The organism is Sporosarcina obsidiansis (assembly GCF_009651005.1).
In the GTDB taxonomy this organism is placed as follows: Bacteria; Bacillota; Bacilli; order Bacillales_A; family Planococcaceae; genus Sporosarcina; species Sporosarcina obsidiansis.
The window spans coordinates 55,133-80,142 of the sequence record NZ_WHVW01000012.1; the positions used below are offsets into that span (position 1 = coordinate 55,133).

Genomic DNA, 25,010 nt, shown 5'->3' on the forward strand with positions numbered 1-25,010 from the left:
TTCCTCCCTTACGTTCCGCGCCGTTTCACCCAGCCGAGTCCCATGGCCCCTTCGCCGAGGTGCGTGCCGATGACCGGGCCGAAATGGCTAACCGTGAAATCGACGTTCGGATGTTTTTTCTCAAGTATTTCTTTCCATTCTATCGCTTCTTCATAGCGATTCGCATGAATGACCGCTGCATCGAGCAACTGGTCTTTCGCATCTTCCGCCAATAAATCCGCGATACGTTTCATTGCTTTTTTCGTTGTGCGAATTTTTTCAAACGGCACGATGACTTTATCTTCGAAGTGTAAGATCGGCTTCACTTGCAGCAAACCGCCAACAATCGCTTGCGCACCGGAAAGTCGACCGCCACGTTGCAGATGTGAGAGGTCGTCCACCATGAAATACGCCTTCAATGTCTTTTTCATTTTAGTTAATTCTTCTATAATGGCGTCCGGCTCTGCACCTTCATTTGCCATTTGCGCTGCCCGCATGACGTAGAAACCTTGAGGGCAAGCAGAAATTTCGGAATCAAACGGAATCACGTCGATTCCTTCTACCATCTCACCAGCCTGAACCGCACCCATATACGTGCCGCTAATACCACTTGATAGATGAATCGAAATAATCGCATCGTAATCTTGCTTGAGCTGTTCGTATAATGCTTCGAAGTCACCGATGGCTGGTTGAGAGGTCTTCGGAAGTGGGCCTTTTCCGCGCACCAATTCATAGAATGCGTCCGTCGTCAAATCCACTTCTTCTGCAAACGCTTTGCCTTCAATCGTCACCACTAAAGGGATGGTGTGAATTCCAAGTTCTTCTTTTATATCATCCGGCACATACGCCGTACTATCTGTCACAATCGCTGTTTTCACATGATCAACTCCTGTTTCCTATTCTACCTGAAATTAGTTGAGTTGGCATCTGTGAATTGGAGTAAGGTGGATTGGTTTTGGTGACGGAAGAGGAGTTTTTCGCTCGGTAGAAATTTGTTTTGGAGCGGTTCTTTGAGGTATACGCTCGGTGCAATGTTAGTTTGGATCGGTTTGGAATAGGTATGGATCGGTTCGATGTGGGTTTGGATCGGTTCGATGTGGGTATGGATCGGTCAGGAGCAGCTTTCGCTCGTTTGTCACGGGTTACGCTCGGTTCTTTCATCTTTCATCCTGTAATCCCACTACCAATCATGCTATCTTGTAAATAGTCCATCCAAAACAGAAAGGGGTTTTGAAGATGCAGGAAATTCATTATGAACAAAAGAATGCGATCGCGTACATCACCTTAAATCGACCGGACGCGATGAACGCATTCAACTACAAAATGTTGACCGAACTCGGACAAGTGGTGGAGGCCATACGAATTGATTCTGACATTCGTGCCGTCATTTTTACGGGGAGTGGAGACCGTGCTTTTAGTGTGGGGGCTGATCTGAAGGAGCGAAAACTGCTGACAGAAGCAAAAGTCAGGCGTAATTTGAACAAAATCGGTGATGTCTTCACAATGATCGATCATCTACCGCAGCCAACAATCGCAGCTGTCAACGGCTTTGCATTTGGCGGTGGATTGGAACTTGCATTAGCTTGCGACTTCCGGATTGCGGCAGACCATGCAGTAATGGGGCTAACAGAAACAGGGCTCGCTATTATTCCGGGCGCTGGTGGTACGCAGCGGTTGCCTCGGCTAATTGGAGAAGCGAAAGCGTTAGAATTGATTTTAACAGCAAAACGACTCACGGCAGAGGAAGCCCTACAGTATGGTTTATTAACACAAATAGCCCCCACTGACCAATTAATGGAAACTGTAGAAGCGTTTGTGAATTCATTTTTGGTAAATGGACCTGTTGCCATTCAGCAAGCGAAATTCGCTATCAAGCACGGGATGAATACGGACTTGCAGACAGGGCTTGCGATCGAGCGAAAGGCGTATGAAATGACATTACCTACCGAAGATCGGATCGAGGCACTTACTGCTTTTGCAGAAAAGCGTCCGCCTGTTTATAAAGGGAGATGACACCATAATGAAGTAACTGTCCAGAAAATCAATGAATAATGACTTTCTTCTATGGACAGCTTCTTTACTTCTGATCGTTTCAAAGTTGATGTTTGGAGCGGTGTGGGCTGGGTTTGGCTCGGTCTGATGTAGGTTTGGCTCGGTTCAACAAGACTTTCGCGCGGTGCGAGCAGACTTTCGCTCGGTTCTACTGTACTTTCGCGCGGTTAGAGCAAAATCTCTCATTGTATAACATTTCACAGCACATCCGTCGTAAAACGCTGGCGTCGCTGATTTTGACGAGCGCTACTCCACGCTTCCAGAAGCTGCTCTACCTGTTCACGGATTTCCGGCAGCAGTTCATAGCGTTTATGTAATTGCACAGTTAATAGACTTTGATTGATGACCACATATTGCAACACGAGACGTTTGCCTTCTTCGCTTCGATGATCCACTACGCCCATTAGCTCAAATAATACGTATTGGAGCTTTTTCAATGGCTCGGAAACGTCAGGGTTGGCTACTCGTTCCGTGGTAGCTTGTGTCTCTACTAGCAAGTTGCTCATTTCACTCAGCAATTGAATAATGGAGTCAATCGTCGGGGTCGTCGTGCTGGCTGTCGTTTGATAGACTTCAATCGCACGTTTTACGTACATGCGGCTCACTCCAAATGTTTTTCTTTTATTATCGTCCGATTTCAATTGATTTTGAATGAAATGTGCCGATATAAAATGGGATATCCAAATGAATAGGTAAAGTAGGTGAAAGGATGCGAATACACAGCCAAGAACATATTGCGTTTTCAACGAACCGTGCGCAAAGGAATGCGACGGACATTGAAAAGACGCTCTTGAAGCTCGGCAGCGGTTCGAAAGTAGCAAAAGGAAGTCAAAATGCTTCTGGTTTAGCTATTTCTGAGACGATGCGTGCTCAAATTCGGGGACTTTCCCAGGCGCAGCGCAATATGCAAGACGGACTTTCCGTGCTTGAATCTTCGAATGAAGGATTGAACAATGTTAATGAATTACTGCAGCGCGCACGTGAAATGGCAGTTGCTGCCGCAAATGGTACATTGACCGATCAGGACCGTGAAGCAAGCGCTATGGAATTGAACCAGATTATGGAGTCCATCAACGATACAGCAGGAAAATTGGAATTCAATACGAAACATATCTTAGGTGACAATGCGCCCATCGTTCTGCAAGTCGGAGCAAATCCAGGACAGCAGATGACGATTGGTAACATCGATGTCAGTACGAAAACACTCGGTCTAGACGGGGCTTCCATCTCGACACGGGAAGATGCGGAAAAATTAATTTCTACGATCGACAAAGCAATCGGCACCATCAGCAGTCACTTGACGAAAGTCGGCTCTGAAATGGAGGCGATCGAGCATCATCTGACGAATGCGTTAGTGTTCGAAGGAAACTTGACCAAATCGCTGTCATTGCTTGCAGATACGGATATGGCAGAGGAAATGATGAATTTCGTCCAGCAAGATATCCGGCAAAAAGGTGACCAACTGCTGATTAAGACAGTAAACAGTAATTTACAGGACGTTTTATCCATCTTGAAATAAACAGTAAAAACCTTCCAATTTATTCATTGGAAGGTTTTTTCATGGTATTCATGTTTTCACAGCGTGGGTTTTCTGCTACGATACCGGCAGCCCAGGCTACTTTTGTTAAGATAGCCGTGGCTCCCTGGCGATCGGCTTGATGAACTGCTCGTATGTAGGCACTGTTTGCTTGATCCACGATATATCGAGGTGGTAGATTGTTCAACGTCATCGCCAGCACATCATTCATACAATGCGTACATGTGCATGGCATATTCAGTTGTTCTTTATACTCCCCAATGACATCCCGGACCACAATCTCCATAACATTTTGCACTTTCATAATCTGATACCCCTTAGCAGACTTTCCGTGCACAGGACACGGAAAGTTAGTGTGACGCTTGATACCTCTACATACATTGCATGAATATGTAGTTTTTAGTAAGAACATTTATTCATGTACTCTTCTTATTTCGACAAGATTATCTTTTTCTTTAGTAATTCTTTTCCTGAAATTCCAGGCTTCGTCATTTCGAACGGATGTAGGATCTGATCCAGTTCTTCTTCTGTCAGCACTTTCTTTTCAATACACAGCTCACGAATAGATTTATTTGATAGCAATGCTTCTTTTGCAATTTGAGTTGCGACTTCGTATCCAACGTGTGGATTGATCGCTGTGATGACGCCAATACTTTTCTCAACATACTCTTCTAAGTGCTCAACGTTTGCTGTAATGCCGTCTAAGCAATAGTCGCGGAAAACTTCAAATACATTTGTCATAATTTTGAGTGACTGCAATAAATTGAAGACGAGAACAGGCTCCATGACGTTCAATTCGAATTGACCGGCTTCAGAAGCTAAGGCAATTGTGGTATCGTTACCGACAACTTGGAACGCTACTTGGTTCATAACTTCAGCCATTACAGGATTCACTTTACCTGGCATGATGGAAGAGCCGGGCTGTCTTGCGGGCAATGATATCTCTGATAAGCCTGTGCGAGGACCAGATGCCATCAAACGCAGGTCATTACAGATTTTCGACATGTTCAACATCGTACCGCGCAATGCCGCAGACACTTGTACATAGGAATCGGTGTTTTGTGTCGCATCTACTAAATGAGTAGACGATTTTAATTCAAACCCACTATTATCAGACAAATAGCTCGCTACCTTTTCGATATAGAGTGGATCAGCATTCAAACCTGTACCGACAGCCGTAGCTCCCATATTGATTTCATACAAATACACTCTAGAGACACGAACACGTTCGATGTCACGTCGCAACACCATTGCGTATGCTTCGAATTCTTGTCCTAGACGAATTGGAACTGCGTCTTGTAAGTGTGTACGACCCATTTTCAATACAGATTGGAACTCAATCGACTTTTTCAAGAAGGTCTTATGAAGTGACTCCATCACACCAAGTAATTTGTCGACTTTCATGAGTGTCGCAATATGAATCGCAGTCGGGAATGCATCATTCGTTGATTGCGCCATATTGACGTGTGAATTCGGACTAATAATCTGGTAGGCACCTTTCTCATGTCCTAAGATTTCTAGCGCACGATTGGCAATGACTTCATTGGCATTCATATTGATCGATGTGCCCGCACCGCCTTGAATCGGGTCCACTAAAAACTGATCGCGCAATGCACCATTTATGACTTCATCCGATGCCTGAATGATGGCATCTGCTAAATCTTCATCCAATTGACCGATATCACGGTTTGCTTGTGCAGCGGATTTTTTTACTATCGCAATGGCACGAATCAAATCACGGTTGACTCGATAGCCGGTAATCGGAAAGTTTTCAGCAGCCCGTAGCGTCTGAATACCATAATAGGCATTTTGCGGCACCTTTTTCTCCCCAATAAAATCCTTTTCAATTCTGTACAGTAATTCCTCTTCCATCATGCAGTACCTCTTCTCAAATATTTTTCCTGCAACTCAAAATTCCATCCAATTCTATACGATGTACGTTCGAGGTTTGGCAGGGTATTTACTATTTCATCTTACCTCAAAGATACCGTTCAAACCACCCGATAATTTCTTCGAGTCGTGCTACACGCAAATTCGGTTTCCCTGTTCTGGATAAATTATGGTCAGATTCCGGGAAACGAACAAATTCCGTCACCTTTCCTAAATCTTTCATTGTAATGAACAACTGCTCCGCTTGTTCGATTGGACAGCGAAAATCTTTTTCAGAATGCAAAATCAACAATGGTGTTTCAATTTGCTCCGCATATCTAAGAGGCGAATGCTTCCATAACAACTCCGCGTTTCGCATATCAGCTTTCAACTGCCAGTCGCTGAAATAATACCCAATATCCGACACTCCGAAAAAGCTAATCCAGTTACTTATCGAACGTTGCGTGACGGCTGCTTTGAAACGATTCGTATGACCCACGATCCAATTCGTCATGAATCCACCGTAACTGCCTCCTGTCACACCGAGCCGATCTTTGTCAATCCATGTTTCCTGCGCGAGTACTGCATCCAGTCCTGCCATGATATCCTCGTAATCACCGCCACCATAATCACCTCGCACACTATCGACAAATACTTGACTATAGCCATGACTGCCTCGTGGATTGATATACAAGACGCCATAACCATTTGCAGCAAGCACTTGTAGCTCGTGGAAATACGTATTGCCATACATTGTATGCGGACCACCGTGGATTTCAACGATCAGTGGATAAGTATCCCCTTCCGCATAATTTGCCGGTTTCAACAGCCACCCATGCACGTCTGCGTCTCCATTTGTATAATGAACAGCTTGCGGCTCTATAGGCTGTACTTTTTTCAGCCAATTGTCATTAAATGACGTAAGGGCCACTCGTTCACCTGTCATGATTGTCTGTAGATACAATTCGCCTGGGTGAGTCGGTGTACTGACCGTGATCAGAGCGAATTCTCCACTTGCAGCTATGTCATAGCCATACACATGCTCATCCTCGCCAGTCGCTGGATAAATAGCACCATCAAGCGTTGCAGCGTACAATCTCACATCGCCCATGACCGAAAGTTGAAAGTATAGCTGGTCATCAACCGTCCACACAACACCTGGTGCTACTGCTTGCTGTAAATGGTCGGAAATACTAACGTCTCCAACTGGCGCATCAATTGCTGCAGTCAAATTCATTGTGATACCGTTTGCTTGGTCATAAACAAAAACATCCGATTGCGTCGCATTCTTGAACATCAAATCCGCTCCGACATAGGCGATATAGCGGTCATCTTTTGAAAAACTAACATCACCGAAGTACCCTTGTTCATTAAGTAGTATCGTCTCTTCTCGCGTTTCTATGTCAACTAAGAGGAGTGGCGAGCTAAAATCCTGATCGTCCTGCTCCATTCGCTTGATACCGATGACCAATTGCTTTCCATCATGAGACACAGCTTCCAATGAATGATTAGTTGGTTCATTCGTAAAATTAGACACACTATGGGTCGCGATGTCCACAAAACCAATTTGTGCGAACTGATCTTGCGGTACTATACCCACACCATCCGCTTTGTATTTCATTTTCGTAATGCGCACGGGTTTTGGGAACTCTTCTTTTGTTTCCTCTATCGTTGAAAATGTCTCACCTGTTTTGACGCTACCGCTAAACCAAATCTTCTGCCCACACGGCGACCACTGAAACGAATCAACGCCATTTTTGCAATCCGTCAGTTGCCGCGCTTCTCCTCCAGCAGTTTGTAACACGTACAGCTGATTCTTTTCCGTTCGGTTTGAAAGGAATGCAAGCATTGTTCCGTCTGCAGACCATTTCGGCGAGCTCACTCGTTGCTTACCGAATGTCCACTGCGTCACATTCTTCGTCTGCAAATCGACATGATGGATAGCAGAGTCATATGTATTGCCCTCTTTATTTAGCTCTGTCACTACGATTACTGCTTCCCGGTCATCAGGTGACAAGACAGGATTTGTCACCGATTTCGTCTCAAATAAATCTTCAATTACCACTGGTCGTTTCGTCATCCGATCCCTCCTACTCTTCTTTATAAACCATAACAATTATAGAAGGTTATTAGCAATTATTTGATCATTCTTATTTACTTCTTCCAAAATAAAACAAGTGATGAAGACCCTATTGGGATTCGTCACTTGTTTTGTTTAGTCGGGAATATTTCTTTATGGGAGGATGTGGGATTCTATGAGCGCTTGCCCGGACAAAACAAGAGACTAGCTTCCCCGCTAGATCTTAAACACTGCAATCATTTTCTGTAGTTTTTCTGCCATATTGTTCAATACGGAAGAGGTATGGGACATTTCGGACATGGATGCATTTTGCTGTTCAGCCGCCGCCACGATATCCTGCGCACTGTCTTCCATTCTCTCGGACATTGTGGCAGCATCATCGGCCAATGCTTTCACCTGCTGAATCGCTGTATGGATTTCCTCACTTAAGCTAGCAATGTCGACCGACTGTTGAGAGACTTCTTGGATTTGTTCTGCAATCTGTCTGAAATTATCGCCTGAATGGTGGATCATCGTGAGGCCGTCTTGCACAAACGCTTTGGATGTATCCATGGCGTGCATCGCTCCACCGACTTCACGCTGAATTTCTCCAATTAACAGCGCAATCTCATCAGCTGCGCTCCCAGAATCAGATGCTAATTTTCGTACTTCATCCGCCACGACCGCGAATCCCTTGCCATGTTCACCTGCACGCGCGGCTTCGATCGCAGCGTTTAATGCTAATAAATTCGTTTGCTCTGCAATACCTGTAATCAAAGCGACGATATTGCCAATTTCTTGCGATTTATTTTGCAACGAGTGAACGACTTCGCCCGTTTGTTCAGTAGATTGTTGGATATCGTCCATTTTCTGTACCGTAGAATTCATCATCTCCATTCCCCGTTGCGTCACCTCGGTGGTCTCAATCGACAGCATCGAGACTCTTTGAATCCGCTCAACCGTCTGTCCGATATTAGCAGCGATTTCTTCAACAATCAGACTGCTATTCTTGGCAGCGGTCATTTGTTCAGAGGTATTATGTGACACGACAATGATTGAATCTGTAATTTGATCGGATGCTGCAGACGTTTGATTCGCACTTTCAGAGAATTGCAAGGAGTTTTCCGCCAGTGTTTCCACATGACGATGCAAATCAGAAACGAGATCATGCAGACGTTTTGTCATCTCATTAAAATGAATAGTCAATTGACCGATCTCGTCGTTAGACTGTATTTCTACAGCCGGTATTGTCAAATCCCCTTGTGCCATTTGCGCCACATGAGTCGATAATTGAACGATTGGATTTTTGATCGTTCGCAATAAATAGCGGATACCGACGATCGAAATGATCACCGCCAACCCGGTGCTACTCAGTAAAACCCACATCAAATTCGTGTATAACTGTTCTCCCGCAAGCTCTATGTCTAGCAACTCCTGCTCATGCATTGTTTCCATTTCGTCTAGTTGTTGCTCAATGGAAGATATCGTCAAAATTGCATCATAGGATTGAACAACTGCCGTTTCGGTTTGTCGTGCATTGCTTAGTTCGATAATCTCCCTAATTTGCCGGGAGAAAGTTTCCCACTCTTTCCCCATTTTTTGCAATGCGGATTTTTCGGTAGGCTTCGATAAAAGAGATTCATAAGTGACCAGTGCTTGATCGATTTCCGATTGTTCTGCCACAATACCTTCCGAATACTTTTTCTTGAATTCTTCTTTTTCCGACAAAATATGTCGTTGTGTTAGCGCCATCACTTGCTGAATTTGCAAATTCAATTGATTAATTTGCTCTACTTTTGGCAGTATTTCATTATTTATTTTATTCGTATTTTCGTTTAACTCATATGTACTGAAGATACCAGTTGCACTCATCCCTAAAATCAAGATCATCATCAGTGTAAAAATCACAATAAACTTCTTTTGCACATTCAAACCATTCAACTCCTGCTCATCTTTCATTTCTCGTTATTTAAATATCGCTTACTTCCCTCAAGAACACAATATGGCAAATAAAAAAAACCTTCCGACACAACAGGAAGGTTCTTGATTTCTTTCCATATTCATATTAAAATTATTCACTTCTCCACTAATCAAATCAGTTTTTCACCTGATCTTTCAATGAACGTCTGAGAATCTTACCCGTCGTATTCTTCGGCAATTCGTGAAGAAACTCTATATGTTTTGGCACTTTATACTTCACCAGACGTTTTGCACAAAAGTCCTTTATTGATTGTTCTGTCGCGGTAGAGCCTTCTTTCAGTACAACGTATGCCTGCACCTCTTCACCAAAATTAACATCCGGCACACCGATGACCGCTGCTTCCACTATATCGCGATGACTGAATAATACTTCTTCCACTTCACGAGGATACACATTAAATCCACCAACAATGATCATATCTTTCTTGCGGTCTACTATATAAAAGTAACCGTTTTCATCACGCCGTGCAAGGTCTCCAGTATATAACCAGCCATCCCGGATCGCAACTGCCGTTTCTTCTGGCAACTTATAATACCCTTTCATGACATTTGGTCCTCGAACAATCAACTCGCCCACTTCATTATCTGGCACTTCCTCGCCCAATTCATTGACGACTTTATTTTCCACGTTCATGATATTGGTACCGATCGAGCCGGGTACCCTTTCCTTGTCTAACGGATTGAAACACGTGACCGGTGATGCTTCCGATAATCCATAGCCTTCTGAGACGCGTACTTTAAATTTTTCTTCAAAATCATGTAACAACGAGACAGGCAGCGAAGATCCTCCTGAAATAGCCAGTCTGATAGTTTCGAAGTCTTCCGTTTTCCCTTCCGGATACTGGAACAGAAAATTATACATCGTCGGCACACCCGCAAAGACGGTTGCTTTTTGTTCGCGAATCAACGAGAAAATCTCACCTGGACTAAAGCGAGGTTCCAGCAAAATAGTCGCACCTTTCAGCAAGGGCGCATTTGCCACCACTGTTAATGCAAACACATGGAATAATGGCAGCGTCGCCACAATTCGGTCGCTTTCAGAGAATCCTAAATAGTCGCCGACATCCCGTGCGTTGGAGTAGATATTCTTATGCGTCAACATCGCACCTTTTGGATGTCCCGTCGTACCAGATGTATACAGTATGACAGCGCTTTCATTTTCATCAATTTCCACCAATTCTGTCAGTGGCTTTGTTTGTTTCATTAGTGCAGAAAATGCATGTACTTTTGATTTCACAACGTCAGGTAACACCGTTAATTTCTCAGGCGTGTCAGGGCTCAGCTCACACACTACATAGTTTTTGATGGTTGGGAATGAATGGCTCGCTACTTCCACAAGCGGCAGCAATTGATCAATCGCAATTACGGCTTTTGCATCACTATTTTCCAAAATAAATGAAATTTCATCTGGTGTATAGAGCGGATTGATCGGAACTGCTGTCGCACCGATCCGCATCGTGGCGTATAGTGAAATTAGATAATGTGGGGTGTTGCCTAATAAAAAAGCCACCTTATCCCCTTCCTCAACACCTAAACCTTTCAATGCAGAGGCAAATATGGATACTGATAGTTCGAACTCTGCATATGTAGTGTCTTTGTCCATAAAACGATAGGCGATTTTTCCGGGCTTTGTCTGGGCTGTCTGGTGAACGCTTGAAACTAGATTCATACTTTCATCTCCCTAATAAATGAATGAGTGACCATTCAGTATTGCATTCATTATACTGATAGAATATTTAATTGGCAAGAGTTTACTGAAAGTTTCGTGGTTTATGATGCTGAATCAGGAATTGGAAGAGTTGTTATGTTTTGTTGTTGGTCTTGTTGAGGTGGTCTTTTTTTGGGAGTGTAGAGTGAGTGGTCGTGATACCGCTGCGGCGCTGGGGGATTGCCTTTCGCCATGAGCCAACTAGCAAAGGGCGCTAATTGTCTCTTGGCTTCGGCTGACCCCGCAGTTGCGCCTTCGCTGGTGACGGGTAGCTTAAGGTAGAATTATTCCGTTATGAAACTGTTTGAGTGATCTTTTTCTTGGAGTGTAGGATGAGTGATCCTGGTACCGCTTCGGCGCTGGGGGATTGCCTTTCGCCAGGAGCCAACAAGCAAAGTGCGCTCGTTGTCTTCTGGCTTCGGCCTACCCCGCAGTTGCGCCTTTGCTTGTGACTAGTAACTTCTGGTATAGCCATTTCATTTTGTTACTAACCTCCTTAAAGCTACTCTTTCCTAACGATGTAGTGTGAATGGTTCTGGTACCACTTTGGGACTGGAGCTACGAGCCAGCTAGTATGTATGATTCGAAGAAAGTGATTCTGTTTTATAGTTTCTTTTTGAGGAAAGCGAGCGGCCGAAGTGCTAATCTCCGACCACTCCCCTTACCCATTAAAGCACCCACTTCACGAAGTAGGTGCTTTAATATGTGCGATATAACGCCAGCGTATCAAATAGAAGTAAAACACTTGCATGATGGCGAAACCGGCGAGCACTAGCGTTAGCTCTTTGACTATCGAAATCTCAGCCAACGCGTCCCAGATCACTTGTAGCGACAAGAATGCAAATGCACTGTGAATGAACGATACGCCCCACGGGAAGAAAAATTGTGGGATTAATTGACGATTGACGATCTTCTTGAATTCTCGGTCTGTCATGCCAATCCGCTGTAGTACAGCATATTGCCTTCGATCATGGCTCAGAGAAGTGTATAACCTAAAGTAAATGAAACTGCCGGACGCCAGAAAAAACACACCAGCCAGCAACAGGCCGATAAATAATAACAATGAAAACGTCATACGGATATGTGAATAATTTAAACCCGGATTCTCGAACTCAAATTGAACCGGCACTCGATCTTCTAACATAAGACTAGCCAAAACTTGTGCGTTAATGGACAAGCCAATATCTTTCGTCTCCTGCCAGTCTTCAATGTTAAACGCATAATACGTAAAGGCCAATGAGTTAGAGCCCATTTGCTCCTCCACTCTATCAAAATCCAATTGATTGAGCACAATCGTGTTCAGTCCCATTGCATTTGGAGGAAACAACCTATACGGGTAAACTCCCTCTATATCAACCGCCACATTGCTTTCCGTCAATTCTGTACGGACCGATTCATTGAGTAATTTCTCAGCGGCTGCCGCACTTGCAGGCAAAAATAGTGCATGCCCTTGCGAAAGTTGGATTGGATCCTTACCGAATGACATGGCCAATTCATTTAAGTCTGCTAGCTTAACGATGTTGACTTTGTTTTTCGTATAAGAAGATTGTTGCTCTAGCACCCGGAACCGTACTGCCCAATAGTTGATACCTTGTTGCTCCAACTCACTTGTCAGCTGTGCAATATGTCGATACTCGTGTTCATTATGCGGTAAACTTTTGTAGACGAGGCCGAGTGGATTCACTTCCCGGTATTGCGAAGCGAACGATGTCAAAGAAGCGAGAATGCCGACCGACATGAAAGCGATCGTCGACACAATCGTCACGATAAAAAACATCCGTGCATTCTCTTTTAGCCGCACGATACTTTCCGAGATGGAGATCATCCAGAAATCGCGCCAGAAAATTTGTTTCTGACTGCGAAGTGCATGCAAGATCAGCGGCAACGTATCGGTGAAAAAAAAGTACGTCCCGAACGTGATCAGGGGTGGCAACAAGAAGAATAGACTGAGGATACTGGACCGTGAGACGAATGCCGCCATCCCATACGCGAGTAGCAGCAAAATCACACCGAAGATACCTCTGCTTTTCGAGTACGTGTACACCGATTGAACTGCCGTATCTCCATGCAATAAATCCGATATCTTTCCTTGCTGAATGAACACTGGCGCGATATATGAAATAATCGCGAACAAACTGAGGAATGCTCCCATCGTTAAAGCAAATGGTTTCCATGATAAATAAAGCGGCAGCACCGGAATTTGTACGAGCGCCTTCACAATCATGAAAAAGAACTTGGAAAACATAAAACCGATGAAAATTCCTGTGAGGATCGAAGCGAAACCGAGCAGCATCGTCTCAATGAAAATGAGTCGATGGAGCTGCCGTTTTGCCATACCGAGCAATAACAGAATACCAAATTCTCGTGAACGCGCCTGCAAAAAAGCGCGCATGGAGTAAAACAGAAAAAACAGTGTAAAAATAAATAATATCAGCTCCGCAATTCCCATGCCGAGAGACGATATCTCCTGTAAAAAGGTATTTTCTATTGACGGATGGAAGAGCAACATCGAGTACAAGAAAAACACCATGACCGAAAATACACTAGCCATAAAAAATGCCGCATACACACGTCGGTTTCGAATCACATTACGGTAAGCGAACTGACGAAAAGTCATGTACATTGCCTCCAAGAAGTGACAGCACATTCAAGATGCGTTGAAAAAATGTTTGACGGCGTTCATCCTTGTATATTTCATTGAAAAATTCGCCATCTTTAATGAACAGCACGCGATCGCAATAACTCGCAGCGATTGGATCGTGCGTCACCATGATGATCGTCGTCCGTTCATGTAAGTTAATATGCTCCAACAACTCCAGCACATCTTTTGCGGACTTCGAATCCAAATTCCCCGTCGGCTCGTCCGCCAACACGATATTCGGCTGATGGATCAACGCGCGCCCAATTGCTGTACGCTGTGCCTGTCCACCCGATAATTCATCAGGACGCCGCTCCAAAATCTCTTCCAAACGCAACTTTTGTGCCATGTCTTGGACTCTGTTTTTCATTTCATTCACTGGTAACCCGTCGAGCGTTAATGGAAGCACCAAATTTTCCTCCACGGTCAGCATTTGTAGCAAATTAATTTCTTGAAAGACAAAGCCTATCTGTTGTCTGCGGAACAAAGCAATTTCATTCTGGCTAAGTGTTTCAGGCTCGACTCCACCGATGACGATCTTTCCGTACGTGGGAATATCAGTGGCCATCAATAAATTCAGTAAAGTCGTTTTACCACTACCGGAAGGACCCATAATGGCAACAAATTCACCTTCTTGCACATCAAAATCCAGCTGATTTAATGCACGATGCATCACTTTTCCTTCATAAATCTTCGTGATATCCTCCATTTTAACGATTGGTTTCTTCACTTGGCTGTTCACCTGCCTCTCCATCTTTAAATAGTAGCGAGACCGTAGTTCCTTCGCCTTGCTTGGATGAAATCGTCAGTTCATGGCCTAACCGACCACAAACTTCTGACGCAATATACAAGCCCATTCCCGTCGACTCTCCGGACAATCGGCCATTTTCTCCCGTGAAAAACGCCTTCGTCACGCGGTGCAGATCAGAGGCTGGTATGCCGATCCCTTCATCTGTAATTTCTAGTAGTAGTCCTTCCACTTTTTGTATCGCTGTCACATGAATTTTCTTACCTTTTTCAAACGTATATTTCACAGCATTTGTAATAAATTGATTCAGCATAAATTTAATCCATTTGCGGTCCGTTGCGACAGTCAGCTGTTCATCGACGTCAAGAACAGGAAATAATCCGTTCGTAATGAATAACCGTTTATTTTCTGTCAGCACTTCTTGAAGTAATACTTTCAAAGGTAATCGCTCAATCTGCATATCTTCTTCGAACGTTTCCAGCCGTGCATTGACAAGGACGATTTCAAGCCCCGTCCGGATCCTCTCCACCTCTTGTCCAATACTCTTCTTGTCTACCTCATCTTCCTGCAACAGCAAGTTAATGACGGAAATCGGTGTTTTCATCTGATGCACCCATTGATTCATAAAATGCAGATGGCGGTGCTGAACTGTATAAAGCGTCTGGACTTCATGCTGGTACAGTCGGTACAATTGACGAGTAAATTCAGTCGTTTGTCGATGCTCTGGTGTCAATACATGACGGATCAGCGCATCTTCCATTTTCTCAGGTTTTTTCGCAATCGCAGCATAAAATGAACGCCGCATGATGAATTTTCCGCTTAAATACCCTGCCGTCAACAGCATGCTCATCACCACCGAATAAATAGCAGTATTTGGGTTTCGGAAACCGTCGAGCCAATAGAGCAACAAGATGAATAGCACCAATCCTAACTGAAACACCACAAACGAGATATGTTCCCTTGCGAATAGCAGAACAGCCTTCATTTCACCTCAGACTCCGGCACAAATCGATAACCCGCACCGCGCACTGTCTCAATCCACGAGTGTACCTGATAATCCGTCAACTTTTTACGCACACGTGCCATATTGACATTCAGCGTATTCTCATCCACGAATGACTGATCATCCCATAATTCCTCAAGTAATCGTTCCCTTGTGACTACTTTAGGAGACTCCCCCATCAGCAATTCTAAAATGACACACTCCTTCTTCTGTAAGGGTATCTCTTCCTCGCCTTTTTGCAACGCCATCCGTTCTATGTACAATGTTAGATCACCGCACACAATGACTCGTTCTGACTGGTTCGGGGAATATTCCCCGATCGAACGGCGCAAATGACTTTTGATTTTAGCTAAGACAATTTCATAATGAAATGGTTTCGTAATAAAATCATCACCACCATTTTCGAGCGCAAACACTTGATCCATATCGCCAGACCTGGCAGAAATAAAAATGATCGGACACATCGTATGCTGCCTTAACTGACGACACCAATAATATCCATCATAAATTGGTAAATTAATATCAAGCAATACCAAATGCGGATTATACGCTACACATTCTTCCACGACATGATCAAAGTTTTCAATAATTGCCACTTCATATTGATACTTCTCTAACGTACCTGCCAATAGCTGTGCAATCTTCTGATCATCTTCTACAATGAAAATTCGATGTTTCACCGGTATCCCTCTCTTTCCCTCTCCGCTTATTATAGCGTATTTCTTAGTTCACATAAATTTAGTCGTCCACTTCTATTTATATAGCGATCATCAGTTATAATTTTAAAACGAGCGTAAAATTACTTGAACCGAGCAAAAGTCGTCTCGTACCGATCGAAAAACCGATTGGACCGAGCGTAACTCGTCCTGGACCGCTCCATTCCCAAAGAGCAACAAGCCAAAAGTCATTCAGACCGAGCCAAAGTAATACGGAACCGAGCGTAACCAAAAAAAGTCAAAAAGCGCAATGCCTCGCAAGACACGCGCTCCCTCATGACTTAGTAAATCACTCCAACAAACTCTTCCAACTGAATACCACCCAAAATTTTTGGAACATTCATCGACTCGATCGCGTCTGTGATCGCTTGTCGCTCGTATTTCACACCTGTCAGCCGTTGCTCGATTTCGGCCACTTCGCCCACTCCGAAAAAGTCGCCATAAATATGAATGTTTTCAATGATTCCTTTTTCCACATGCAAACGCACATCGATCCCTCCAACCGGGAATCGTTTGGATTGTTGGACGTTGAACTTAGGAGATCGTCCATAGTTCCAATCCCAATTTCCATAGCGCTCCGCAGATAGCTGGTGGATATTCTTCCAATCTTCTTCTGTCAGTTCTTTGTATTGTATGTGATCTTCGCCACCGAAAATGGAAACCAAGATTTCTTGCTTGAATTGCTCAATCGTAATCGGACGTTCTAAAAACTCCGAAATATTTGCTACACGGCTACGGATAGACTTAATGCCTTTTGACTCAATTTTATCTTTCTTCACTTTCAACGAGTTGACGACACCTTCCATATCTGTATCAAACAACAACGTTCCGTGACTGAACATCCGATCTCCCGTCGCAAATTGTGCATTCCCGGAAATTTTTCTTCCATCAATCAAAATATCATTACGGCCGAGCAATTCTGCCTTTATGCCCATCTTAGCCAGTGCATCCGTCACAGGCTCGGTAAACTTTTTAAAGTTTCTGAATGAATCGCCGTCATCCTTCGTAATAAAACTGAAATTCAAATTTCCCATGTCATGGTAGACTGCCCCACCACCCGATAACCGACGGACTACATGAATACCTTCACGATCCACGAACTCTGTATTAATCTCTTCAATGGTGTTTTGATTTTTACCGATGATGATGGATGGCTCGTTGATATAGAACAGTAAATAAGAATCCTTCTCTACATCCATCGTCTGCAGGACATATTCCTCTATAGCCAAGTTAATCCGTGGATCTGTAATGCCTTTATTATCGATAAATTGCATTCTTTCTCTCTCCTCACAATTTTGCCACATTTATTTTTAGTTAATTCTTTCAATTCCGAACATATTAATTAGCCAGAATGCCCGTCATTAAAGGGCTCAATCCATTTTAACAGAAAATTATAGGAAGTGTTGACTTTCAGCGTCTGTTATAATACACTATAAATATAACAAGGAGTTATACAACAAGAGAAAGGGGTTTGATTCATATGGTTGAAAGTATTGTAGAATTCTTCAGAAACTTACCGTCCAAGTCTTGTGTATCATGTGGGAATGTAATCGAAGAGCAGCATGAGTGCTACTCGAATCAGTGCGATCAATGCAATTTAAAATAAAGTAGTCTTGCATTCTGTCAACAGCTTACTATTTGTTTCTATAATAATTAAAAGGGGAGTTTGGTTCATATGGTTGAAAGTATCGTAGAATTTTTCAGGAATTTACCAGCAAAAGTTTGTGTATCTTGCGGGAAAGAAATCGAAGAGCAGCACGAGTGCTACTCAAATCATTGTGATCATTGCAACATCAAATAAATAGAACTTTCATTCGGCGAATACTTGGATATTCGCTTTTTTTTATACAAAAAAACAGCCAGAATATCACTTCTGACTGTTTTATTTTTATTCCGTTAAAAGAGCTCAGACAAAACCTTTTTCATGGCAACGGTTCCCTGATCAATACAATCTGGAAGCCCCACTCCATTATAAGAAGCACCTGCAAGCTGTACCATAGGAAATTGTTCGCGTAATTCTTCACGAGCTCTGCGGATTTTTTCTTTATGGCCCACTCGATACTGCGGACGATCGTCTTTCCAACGTGTAATCATACAGAATTCCGGCTGTCCTTCCAAACCTAGAATATCTCCTAAGTCGCTCAGCACGATTTTCTCTATTTCACTATCAGGCAAGTCCACAATGGCTTCTTCCCCAATACGTCCAACGAACGCTCTTATCAGTACTTTGCCATCAGGTGTTGACGTCGGCCATTTTCGGTCAACAAGCGTACACGCCGTAATGGAATAATTACTGCTACGAGGTACTAAGAAACCTGTACCATCTATCTCACGCTTCATTGCTTGCTTTGGAAAACCGAGAGCCACCGTAGCAACAGAAGTTGTGGGGATGCTTCCTAATTCTTTCAATATCCCATACGATTCAAATAACTGACTGGCTACTGAATGGCTAGTCGTCATAATGACAGCATCTGCTTCGATCTGTTGCTGATCACTTAATGTCAAAATTGCCTGATCACCTTGCTTGGATACTTTGAGAACACGAGTCCCTTTTAGAACCGTGACATCATCCAACTGTTGTTCTAAAGCTTCTACTACAGACTCTAGTCCATTCTTAAATGTATGGAATGCACCCATCTTCTTTGAGCTATGACTATTTTTCTGTGGAAGCTGTTTCGGAGTCGTTTTCTTCATACCTAAAATCAAACTTCGATGCTTTTTTTCCACTTCATAAAACTGAGGAAAAGTAGATTCCAAGCTCATCTTATCAATATCGCCTGCATAGACGCCTGATAGTAGCGGCTCGATTAAATTTTCCACGACTTCTGTACCAAAGCGTCGACGGAAAAATCCCCCTAGAGACTGATCACCTGTCACTTCAGAACGCGGTAGCACAAAATCTCCTGCAGCTCGCAATTTGCCGCTTAAACTGAACAATCCTGACGTAATAAACGGTTTAATTTCCGTAGGGATTCCCATTACGGCACCTGCTGGAATCGGATGCATTTGATCATTCAACAATACATAGGCTTGTCCTGTCGCATTTCGGACTAGCTGATCCGCAATGCCTAGATCGCTTGCCAATTGATCTACGCTCTTTTTGCGAATTAAAAAGGAGTCGGGACCGCGTTCGATTACATAGCCGTCTCGACGGACTGTTTGGATTTTTCCACCTAGTTCAGTTGATGCCTCAATTAAGGTGATATCTAAAGGATATCCATTTTCACGTGCTTCTCTTTGCATATAAAAAGCCGTAGAGAGCCCTGTGATGCCTCCACCGATAATGACTACTTTTTTTCGCTCACTCATGTCCTTTGCCACTCCCATCCTGCTGTATCCTGTATGTCATTGCACTTGTGCTGGTTTTATTTCGATGTGTTTAGTTGATCCAATACCGCATCCGCCATGGCGTCTACGAATAAAGGATCTGTATTCGGCATAGCCGGTCTATGATAGGCTGCCCCAAGCTCATCACAAACGATCTTACATTCATAATCATTGTCAAACAAGACTTCGAGGTGATCAGATACGAAACCAACTGGCGTATAAACAAATGATTGATAATCTTTCGTTTCATACAACTCACGTGTCAAATCCTGCACATCTGGTCCCAACCACGGTTCAGGAGTTTGTCCTTCACTTTGCCAGCCAACTGCGTATGTCTTCACACCTGCTGCCGCTGTAATCAATTCTGCTGTTTCTTTCAGTTGGTCAGCATATGGATCACCATTTGCCAAAATCTTTTCTGGCAATGAATGCGCAGACACGATTAAACATGCTTTCTCGCGTTCTGACTCATCCATCGCATCATACGTCAGGCGAAGTTGATTCGACCAATAGTCAATAAATTTCGGCTGTTTATACCAGCTTTCCACCGAAGTAAGACGAATTCCATGCTTGTCCGCTTCCTCTTTCGCACGTCCATTATAGGACTTCACTGAGAACGTAGAAAAATGAGGTGCTAACACGATGGATACTGCTTCTTCCACACCGTCATTGCTCATTTTTTGTACCGCATCTTCAATAAATGGTGCAATATGCTTTAGACCAATATAGACTTGAAAGTCCATGTCATCTTGTACGCTATTTAAACGATTGCATAACGCATTCGCTTGATCTTCTGTAATCCGTGCTAACGGAGAAATACCACCAATTGCCTCATAACGATTACGCAGATCTTCCAGCTGTTCAGGCGCTGGCGGACGACCTCTTCGGATATGCGTGTAGTAAGGTTCTAAATCCTCATAGGAGTTAGGCGTACCATAAGCCATGACAAGTAAGCCCATTTTCTTTTTCGTCATCATCTTCACCTCGGTAGTTTGATTGTGATGTCGTTCAATCTTCACTTCGTGCGTAACTGTGCACTATATTCATGAACAAAAGCTGTCAAGCGCTGCAATGTCGCAGGCTGTACTTCAGGAAAGACACCATGTCCTAAATTAAAGATATGGCCGCCATGCTCGACACCCTCTTCTACAATTCGTTTCGCACGTTCTTCAATGACCGACCAATTCGCTAATAACAAAGTCGGATCCAAGTTCCCTTGAAGCGGTTTCGTCATACCTCGTTCACCGGCTTCTTTTATGGATAACCGCCAATCTAATCCAACAACATCTACTGGAAGGTCATGCCATTCATTCGCCAGATGACTGGCACCCACGCCGAATGTGATCAATGGAACTTCCAATTTTCGAAGTTCTGAGAAAATACGTGTCATCGTCGGCTTAATGAAAATCCGATAGTCCGATACGTTTAACGCACCTACCCAAGAATCAAATATTTGCACAGCCTTAGCTCCGGCTGCTACTTGTGCTCGGATGTATGTAATCGTCATATCCGCCAACTTATCCATTAAAGCGAACCAAGCTTCTGGCTCAGACACCATGAAGGATTTCGTTAAATTATAGCTACGCGAAGGTCCCCCTTCAATCATATAGCTCGCTAGTGTAAATGGAGCTCCAGCAAAACCAATCAATGGCACATTCAACTGCTCTTCTGTCAGGAGTTTAATCGTATCCAATACATATGGAACTTGTTCTTCCGCTGAAAATTCACCAAGACGTTCAATATCTTTAATGGAACGTATCGGGTTAGAGATCACGGGGCCAACACCAGATTTGATCTTTACGTCAATTCCGATTCCAACTAATGGGGTCACAATATCCTTATATAAAATGGCTGCATCCACATCATATTGATCTACAGGCAATTTTGTTACATAGGCACATAATTCAGGTTGGTGCGTAATTTCTTCCAAAGAGTATTTCTCTTTGATTTTCCGATATTCTGGTTGCGAACGTCCTGCTTGACGCATGAACCACACAGGGGTGTGTCCAACTTCTTCTCCTCTGGCAGCACGCAGCAACGTATCATTAAACGTTGTCATGTTCACCGATCCCTCTTTCCATTATTTCACTCTGTTTTAAACACAGACTTATTATTCGTTTCTCATCATAAACCGTTGACAAGCCATTGTATAGCGAATTGCGCCTTTGTCATAATTTTGTGCTTTGCTTTTGGTTCTGTTTGCCATGTTTTAGACAATCATTCATCTCCCACTTAGCTCACCTGCTTCGTGTTTGATTTGAGGTATTAAGGGGAACAATTTATTTATAGAATACACGGTGGATACTTTATACAGCAGGTGGATGCTTTTCAAGCCAATCCTGTTACAATGTATTGTAGTTGAGTAAGATATAACCGTTACTAGCCAAAGGAGGAAGTATAGATGAATATTTTTATGACAACTGGAACGATAGACTTTATGGAGAAGATTAAAGAAAAGCATAGTGATGAACCTATTATTTTAATGAACGGAGGAGGTCACACGCTCCTTTTGCACGAAACAAACGGTAAATCTGTATTCCAAACTCCAAGAAAATATGAAATAGCGGGATCAGTGGGTGTGCTTGCAGAGAACGGATACTTTGCAATGAATAACATTGCGGTCACTGATGAAGGGAAGCCAATTTTTGAGCATCAATACAAAATGATGGGTGAACGACTGACGGATCTTCCAGGCTTTATAGCATTCCGTCTCTTACGGCCTATTGGTTCAGATACGTACGTTGTATTAACCGAATGGACAGAAGAACGTCTCTATAAACTATGGTACGAATCGCCAGGATATAAACTGTCCAACCCTAATGATTTCAAAGATCAAGGCGGCGCAACCTTACACATCTTCACGAGTGCACCCTATACTGCCACCTATAAAACACCTACTGAAGAGTTATGACGTCAACACGTCACCTCTTCTTTTTTTATCTCTACTTTGCCTGAATCTTCGGATTTCGAAATTTGCGACGACTCTATCACATTGCTATAATAAGAACCAAGATATACAAGCTCGTTCTTAGTTGGAAGGGAGATTTTTTTATGAAAGAACTATTATTTGAGAAATTACAAGAGTCTTATGACGATATGGTAGAGATTCGTCGTTACTTGCATATGAATCCAGAGGTTTCATTTAAAGAAGCAAAGACCGCAGCCTATATTGCGGATTTTTATAAACAACTCGGTGTTAATGTTCGCACAGGTGTGGGGGGAAATGGGGTTGTTGCTAAAGTAATGGGAGGAAAACCTGGAAAAACCGTAGCGTTGCGTGCAGATTTTGATGCGTTACCCATTCAAGATCAGAAAGATACGCCTTACGCTTCTAAAGTACCAGGAGTCATGCATGCTTGCGGACATGATGCCCATACCGCCACGCTTCTCCAGCTCGCAAAGGCTCTTCATGAGATGCGCGAGGACTTGGCAGGTGAATACGTCTTCATTCACCAGCATGCAGAAGAACTCGCTCCAGGCGGTGCAATCGCTATGATTGAAGATGGCTGTCTAGAAGGAGTAGACGTCATTTTCGGCACCCACGTATGGTCTCTCTTTGAATCTAGTGTCATTTATTATGCATCCGGCCCTGTCATGGCAGCGGCTGATCGATTTACAATTACAATCCAAGGTGCAGGCGGTCATGGCGCTTCTCCTCACCAAACAAAAGACGCCATCGTCATCGGTTCTCAATTGGTTATGAACTTACAGCAACTCGTCTCCAGACGCGTTGATCCAATTGAATCTGCTGTATTATCTGTAGGTTCTTTCGTTGCAGATAACGCATTTAACGTCATCGCTGATCAAGCGGTGCTCGGTGGTACAGTACGGACATTTGCGCCCGAAATTCGTGATTTGATGGAACAAGAAATTCAACGTGTAGCAAAAGGAACTGCACTTGCAAATGATTGTCAAATTGAAGTGAAGTATTATCGCGGCTACCCGGCTGTCATCAATCACGCAAAAGAAACAGAATTCTTAAAATACATTGCTGAATCTATTCCTGGCTTGCAGGGTGTTGAAGAAATGAAGCCGCAAATGGGTGGCGAAGATTTCGCGTATTATTTAGAAAAAGTACCCGGCACTTTATTCTTTACAGGGGCAAAACCGATAGATGCGTATCCTCACCATCACCCCCGCTTTGATATTGATGAAAAAGCTATGATCGCAGCAGCTAAAACGCTAGGAGCCGCTGCAATCGAATACCAACAATAAAGTATAAGCTGTCAACAGGTACATTTCTGTTGACAGTTTTTAATTGCATTCCTCAAGTTACACAACAAGCATTACATTTATAATCGATAAGATGGATGAAAATTTCTATTATTGTAATTTCACTGTTGATTTTAGATTTTTCTGTCATATAATATATGATAAAGTATTAATTCAATTGTCCTATTAAACTGGAGGGAACGCTGTGGCAAACCAACAATATTTATCGTCTTACATCATTACTTTCCATACCTTTGCACTACTTCACGGCCAACATTCGAATCCATACTTCACAAAGGTAGTGGAAAGCAATCAAACATTTTTTGTCGAAAAGACACCCTTGGAAATTATGAGAGATTCCTGCACTCACTATCGCACCAATTTCGAGTCGATTATGAATAGCTCAAAAAGTGATTTGAGAAAACGGCATAAACCTCCTATTATGCTGACACATTCAAATAATCGGCCGTTGTTATTTTTCCCTTTGTTATCGCCTTCTCTTCATAAAAATTCCTGGATTGCTTATCATGCTGTAAAAGATGTGCATAAAAATGAAGATGGGGTCTGTGTAGTATTAAAAAATGATACCAAGATGCCTTTGAATACTTCAATAGCCACAGTGTATCGCCAGCTTGCACTATCTCATATTCTGTCTCAGCGATTCGAAAATGCGCAGGAAGAGTTGAGAAGTTCGTATTATTTGATCATGGAGCCGAAAAATTCGGATTCTCCAATTTCCTAAGGTACTGATTCAACAGTTCTTCCGTACGATTTCGCAGCCGCACATTTAGATAGCGGCGATAATCTTCATATCCCTCATGCAAAAACAAGTATTCCGTGAATAATTCATCCGTGGACTGTCGGATCACCTTCATTTTATGCTGCCGTAAATACACAGCAGTCTTTTGTAAATCCGCCGTCACCGCATTCATCGTTTCGTCTAACAAATTGAGATACGGACTTTTTAATTTAAAGGGGACTTGTTCAACTAATCGTCGATCTCGTTCAAGAATGGTCATCAGCATTGGCAAATAAATATGATTTTCCAAATACGGCAATGCCTCCGATGGTATCAAAGGCATACTCATCGCCCCCCTATAAGAACTAATGTTCGTATTAATACTATAATGGTTTTAAAAAAGAAATGCAAGTAGTAGTAGTATGGCAATTCTTTCACCAAAA

The 25,010-nt window shown here is 43.1% G+C and carries 24 protein-coding genes; 8 read left to right on the forward strand and 16 right to left on the reverse strand.

Annotated elements, in window-relative coordinates; genetic code table 11:
• Positions 1-8: 8 nt before the first annotated feature.
• Positions 9-857 (reverse strand): DegV family protein, encoded by an 849-nt coding sequence (locus tag GD002_RS10985; protein ID WP_153732411.1) that lies wholly within the window; start codon positions 855-857, stop codon positions 9-11.
• Positions 858-1,018: 161 nt separating this feature from the next.
• Here GD002_RS10985 and GD002_RS10990 point away from each other — a divergent pair, with 161 nt between their 5' ends.
• Positions 1,019-1,186 (forward strand): hypothetical protein, encoded by a 168-nt coding sequence (locus GD002_RS10990; RefSeq protein WP_153732412.1) that lies wholly within the window; start codon positions 1,019-1,021, stop codon positions 1,184-1,186.
• Positions 1,187-1,215: 29 nt separating this feature from the next.
• Complete coding sequence (locus GD002_RS10995; RefSeq protein ID WP_153732413.1) at positions 1,216-1,992, forward strand: enoyl-CoA hydratase-related protein; 777 nt, start codon at positions 1,216-1,218, stop codon at positions 1,990-1,992.
• A 236-nt stretch (positions 1,993-2,228) separates the two neighbouring features.
• Here GD002_RS10995 and GD002_RS11000 read toward each other — a convergent pair whose 3' ends face one another.
• A complete protein-coding gene (locus tag GD002_RS11000) occupies positions 2,229-2,627 on the reverse strand; it encodes a flagellar protein FliS (protein WP_153732414.1) in 399 nt (132 codons plus the stop codon).
• Between the two features lie 113 nt (positions 2,628-2,740).
• On the opposite strand from GD002_RS11000, the gene GD002_RS11005 reads away from it, so the two are divergent.
• Positions 2,741-3,550 carry a flagellin gene (locus tag GD002_RS11005; protein WP_153732415.1) on the forward strand — a complete coding sequence of 270 codons (810 nt, stop codon included), beginning with the start codon at positions 2,741-2,743 and terminating at the stop codon, positions 3,548-3,550.
• 19 nt (positions 3,551-3,569) lie between these two features.
• On the opposite strand, the gene GD002_RS11010 is transcribed toward GD002_RS11005, so the two are convergent.
• The 10 genes from GD002_RS11010 to GD002_RS11055 form a co-directional block, all read right to left on the reverse strand.
• On the reverse strand, positions 3,570-3,872 hold the full coding sequence (locus GD002_RS11010) for a late competence development ComFB family protein (RefSeq protein ID WP_194841568.1): 303 nt from the start codon (positions 3,870-3,872) through the stop codon (positions 3,570-3,572).
• 125 nt (positions 3,873-3,997) lie between these two features.
• Positions 3,998-5,443, reverse strand: coding sequence for an aspartate ammonia-lyase (gene aspA / locus GD002_RS11015; protein WP_153732417.1), 1,446 nt, complete (start codon positions 5,441-5,443; stop codon positions 3,998-4,000).
• Between the two features lie 103 nt (positions 5,444-5,546).
• On the reverse strand, positions 5,547-7,517 hold the full coding sequence (locus GD002_RS11020) for a S9 family peptidase (protein WP_153732418.1): 1,971 nt from the start codon (positions 7,515-7,517) through the stop codon (positions 5,547-5,549).
• Between the two features lie 216 nt (positions 7,518-7,733).
• A complete protein-coding gene (locus GD002_RS11025) occupies positions 7,734-9,422 on the reverse strand; it encodes a methyl-accepting chemotaxis protein (protein WP_255425158.1) in 1,689 nt (562 codons plus the stop codon).
• Between the two features lie 169 nt (positions 9,423-9,591).
• Positions 9,592-11,145, reverse strand: a complete 1,554-nt coding sequence (locus GD002_RS11030) for a fatty acid--CoA ligase family protein (RefSeq protein WP_153732420.1) — start codon at positions 11,143-11,145, stop codon at positions 9,592-9,594.
• 721 nt (positions 11,146-11,866) lie between these two features.
• Entirely contained in the window at positions 11,867-13,801 is a 1,935-nt protein-coding gene (locus tag GD002_RS11035; protein WP_153732421.1) for an FtsX-like permease family protein, read from the reverse strand.
• Positions 13,773-14,531 carry an ABC transporter ATP-binding protein gene (locus GD002_RS11040; RefSeq protein WP_304625000.1) on the reverse strand — a complete coding sequence of 253 codons (759 nt, stop codon included), beginning with the start codon at positions 14,529-14,531 and terminating at the stop codon, positions 13,773-13,775. Before GD002_RS11040 ends, GD002_RS11035 begins: the two co-directional genes overlap by 29 nt.
• A gap of 1 nt (position 14,532) precedes the next feature.
• The gene (locus GD002_RS11045; RefSeq protein WP_153732423.1) at positions 14,533-15,555 is read right to left on the reverse strand and encodes a sensor histidine kinase; all 1,023 of its coding nucleotides are present in this window, start codon (positions 15,553-15,555) and stop codon (positions 14,533-14,535) included.
• Positions 15,552-16,259 carry a response regulator transcription factor gene (locus GD002_RS11050; RefSeq protein WP_194841574.1) on the reverse strand — a complete coding sequence of 236 codons (708 nt, stop codon included), beginning with the start codon at positions 16,257-16,259 and terminating at the stop codon, positions 15,552-15,554. Before GD002_RS11050 ends, GD002_RS11045 begins: the two co-directional genes overlap by 4 nt.
• Before the next feature lie 311 nt (positions 16,260-16,570).
• Positions 16,571-17,563, reverse strand: a complete 993-nt coding sequence (locus tag GD002_RS11055) for a lipoate--protein ligase (protein WP_153732425.1) — start codon at positions 17,561-17,563, stop codon at positions 16,571-16,573.
• A 206-nt stretch (positions 17,564-17,769) separates the two neighbouring features.
• Here GD002_RS11055 and yhfH (GD002_RS11060) point away from each other — a divergent pair, with 206 nt between their 5' ends.
• Entirely contained in the window at positions 17,770-17,895 is a 126-nt protein-coding gene (yhfH, locus tag GD002_RS11060; protein ID WP_153732426.1) for a protein YhfH, read from the forward strand.
• Positions 17,896-17,964: 69 nt separating this feature from the next.
• Positions 17,965-18,090 carry a protein YhfH gene (gene yhfH, locus GD002_RS11065; RefSeq protein ID WP_153732427.1) on the forward strand — a complete coding sequence of 42 codons (126 nt, stop codon included), beginning with the start codon at positions 17,965-17,967 and terminating at the stop codon, positions 18,088-18,090.
• A 95-nt stretch (positions 18,091-18,185) separates the two neighbouring features.
• Here the strand turns inward: yhfH (GD002_RS11065) and hemY are convergent, their stop codons facing one another.
• The 3 genes from hemY to hemE are packed head-to-tail and all read right to left on the reverse strand — an operon-like array spanning position 18,186 to position 21,675.
• Positions 18,186-19,598 carry a protoporphyrinogen oxidase gene (gene hemY, locus GD002_RS11070; RefSeq protein ID WP_153732428.1) on the reverse strand — a complete coding sequence of 471 codons (1,413 nt, stop codon included), beginning with the start codon at positions 19,596-19,598 and terminating at the stop codon, positions 18,186-18,188.
• Between the two features lie 56 nt (positions 19,599-19,654).
• The gene (gene hemH / locus GD002_RS11075; RefSeq protein WP_153732429.1) at positions 19,655-20,590 is read right to left on the reverse strand and encodes a ferrochelatase; all 936 of its coding nucleotides are present in this window, start codon (positions 20,588-20,590) and stop codon (positions 19,655-19,657) included.
• A gap of 41 nt (positions 20,591-20,631) precedes the next feature.
• Entirely contained in the window at positions 20,632-21,675 is a 1,044-nt protein-coding gene (gene hemE, locus GD002_RS11080; RefSeq protein WP_153732430.1) for a uroporphyrinogen decarboxylase, read from the reverse strand.
• 342 nt (positions 21,676-22,017) lie between these two features.
• Here hemE and GD002_RS11085 point away from each other — a divergent pair, with 342 nt between their 5' ends.
• From GD002_RS11085 to GD002_RS11095, 3 genes are all read left to right on the forward strand, one after another.
• Entirely contained in the window at positions 22,018-22,527 is a 510-nt protein-coding gene (locus GD002_RS11085) for an antibiotic biosynthesis monooxygenase family protein (protein ID WP_153732431.1), read from the forward strand.
• 140 nt (positions 22,528-22,667) lie between these two features.
• The gene (locus GD002_RS11090) at positions 22,668-23,831 is read left to right on the forward strand and encodes a M20 family metallopeptidase (RefSeq protein ID WP_153732432.1); all 1,164 of its coding nucleotides are present in this window, start codon (positions 22,668-22,670) and stop codon (positions 23,829-23,831) included.
• Between the two features lie 202 nt (positions 23,832-24,033).
• Entirely contained in the window at positions 24,034-24,570 is a 537-nt protein-coding gene (locus GD002_RS11095; RefSeq protein ID WP_153732433.1) for a competence protein ComK, read from the forward strand.
• On the opposite strand, the gene GD002_RS11100 is transcribed toward GD002_RS11095, so the two are convergent.
• On the reverse strand, positions 24,533-24,910 hold the full coding sequence (locus GD002_RS11100) for a hypothetical protein (protein WP_153732434.1): 378 nt from the start codon (positions 24,908-24,910) through the stop codon (positions 24,533-24,535). The two genes, GD002_RS11095 and GD002_RS11100, sit on opposite strands and share 38 nt — an antisense overlap.
• Between the last annotated feature and the right edge of the window lie 100 nt (positions 24,911-25,010).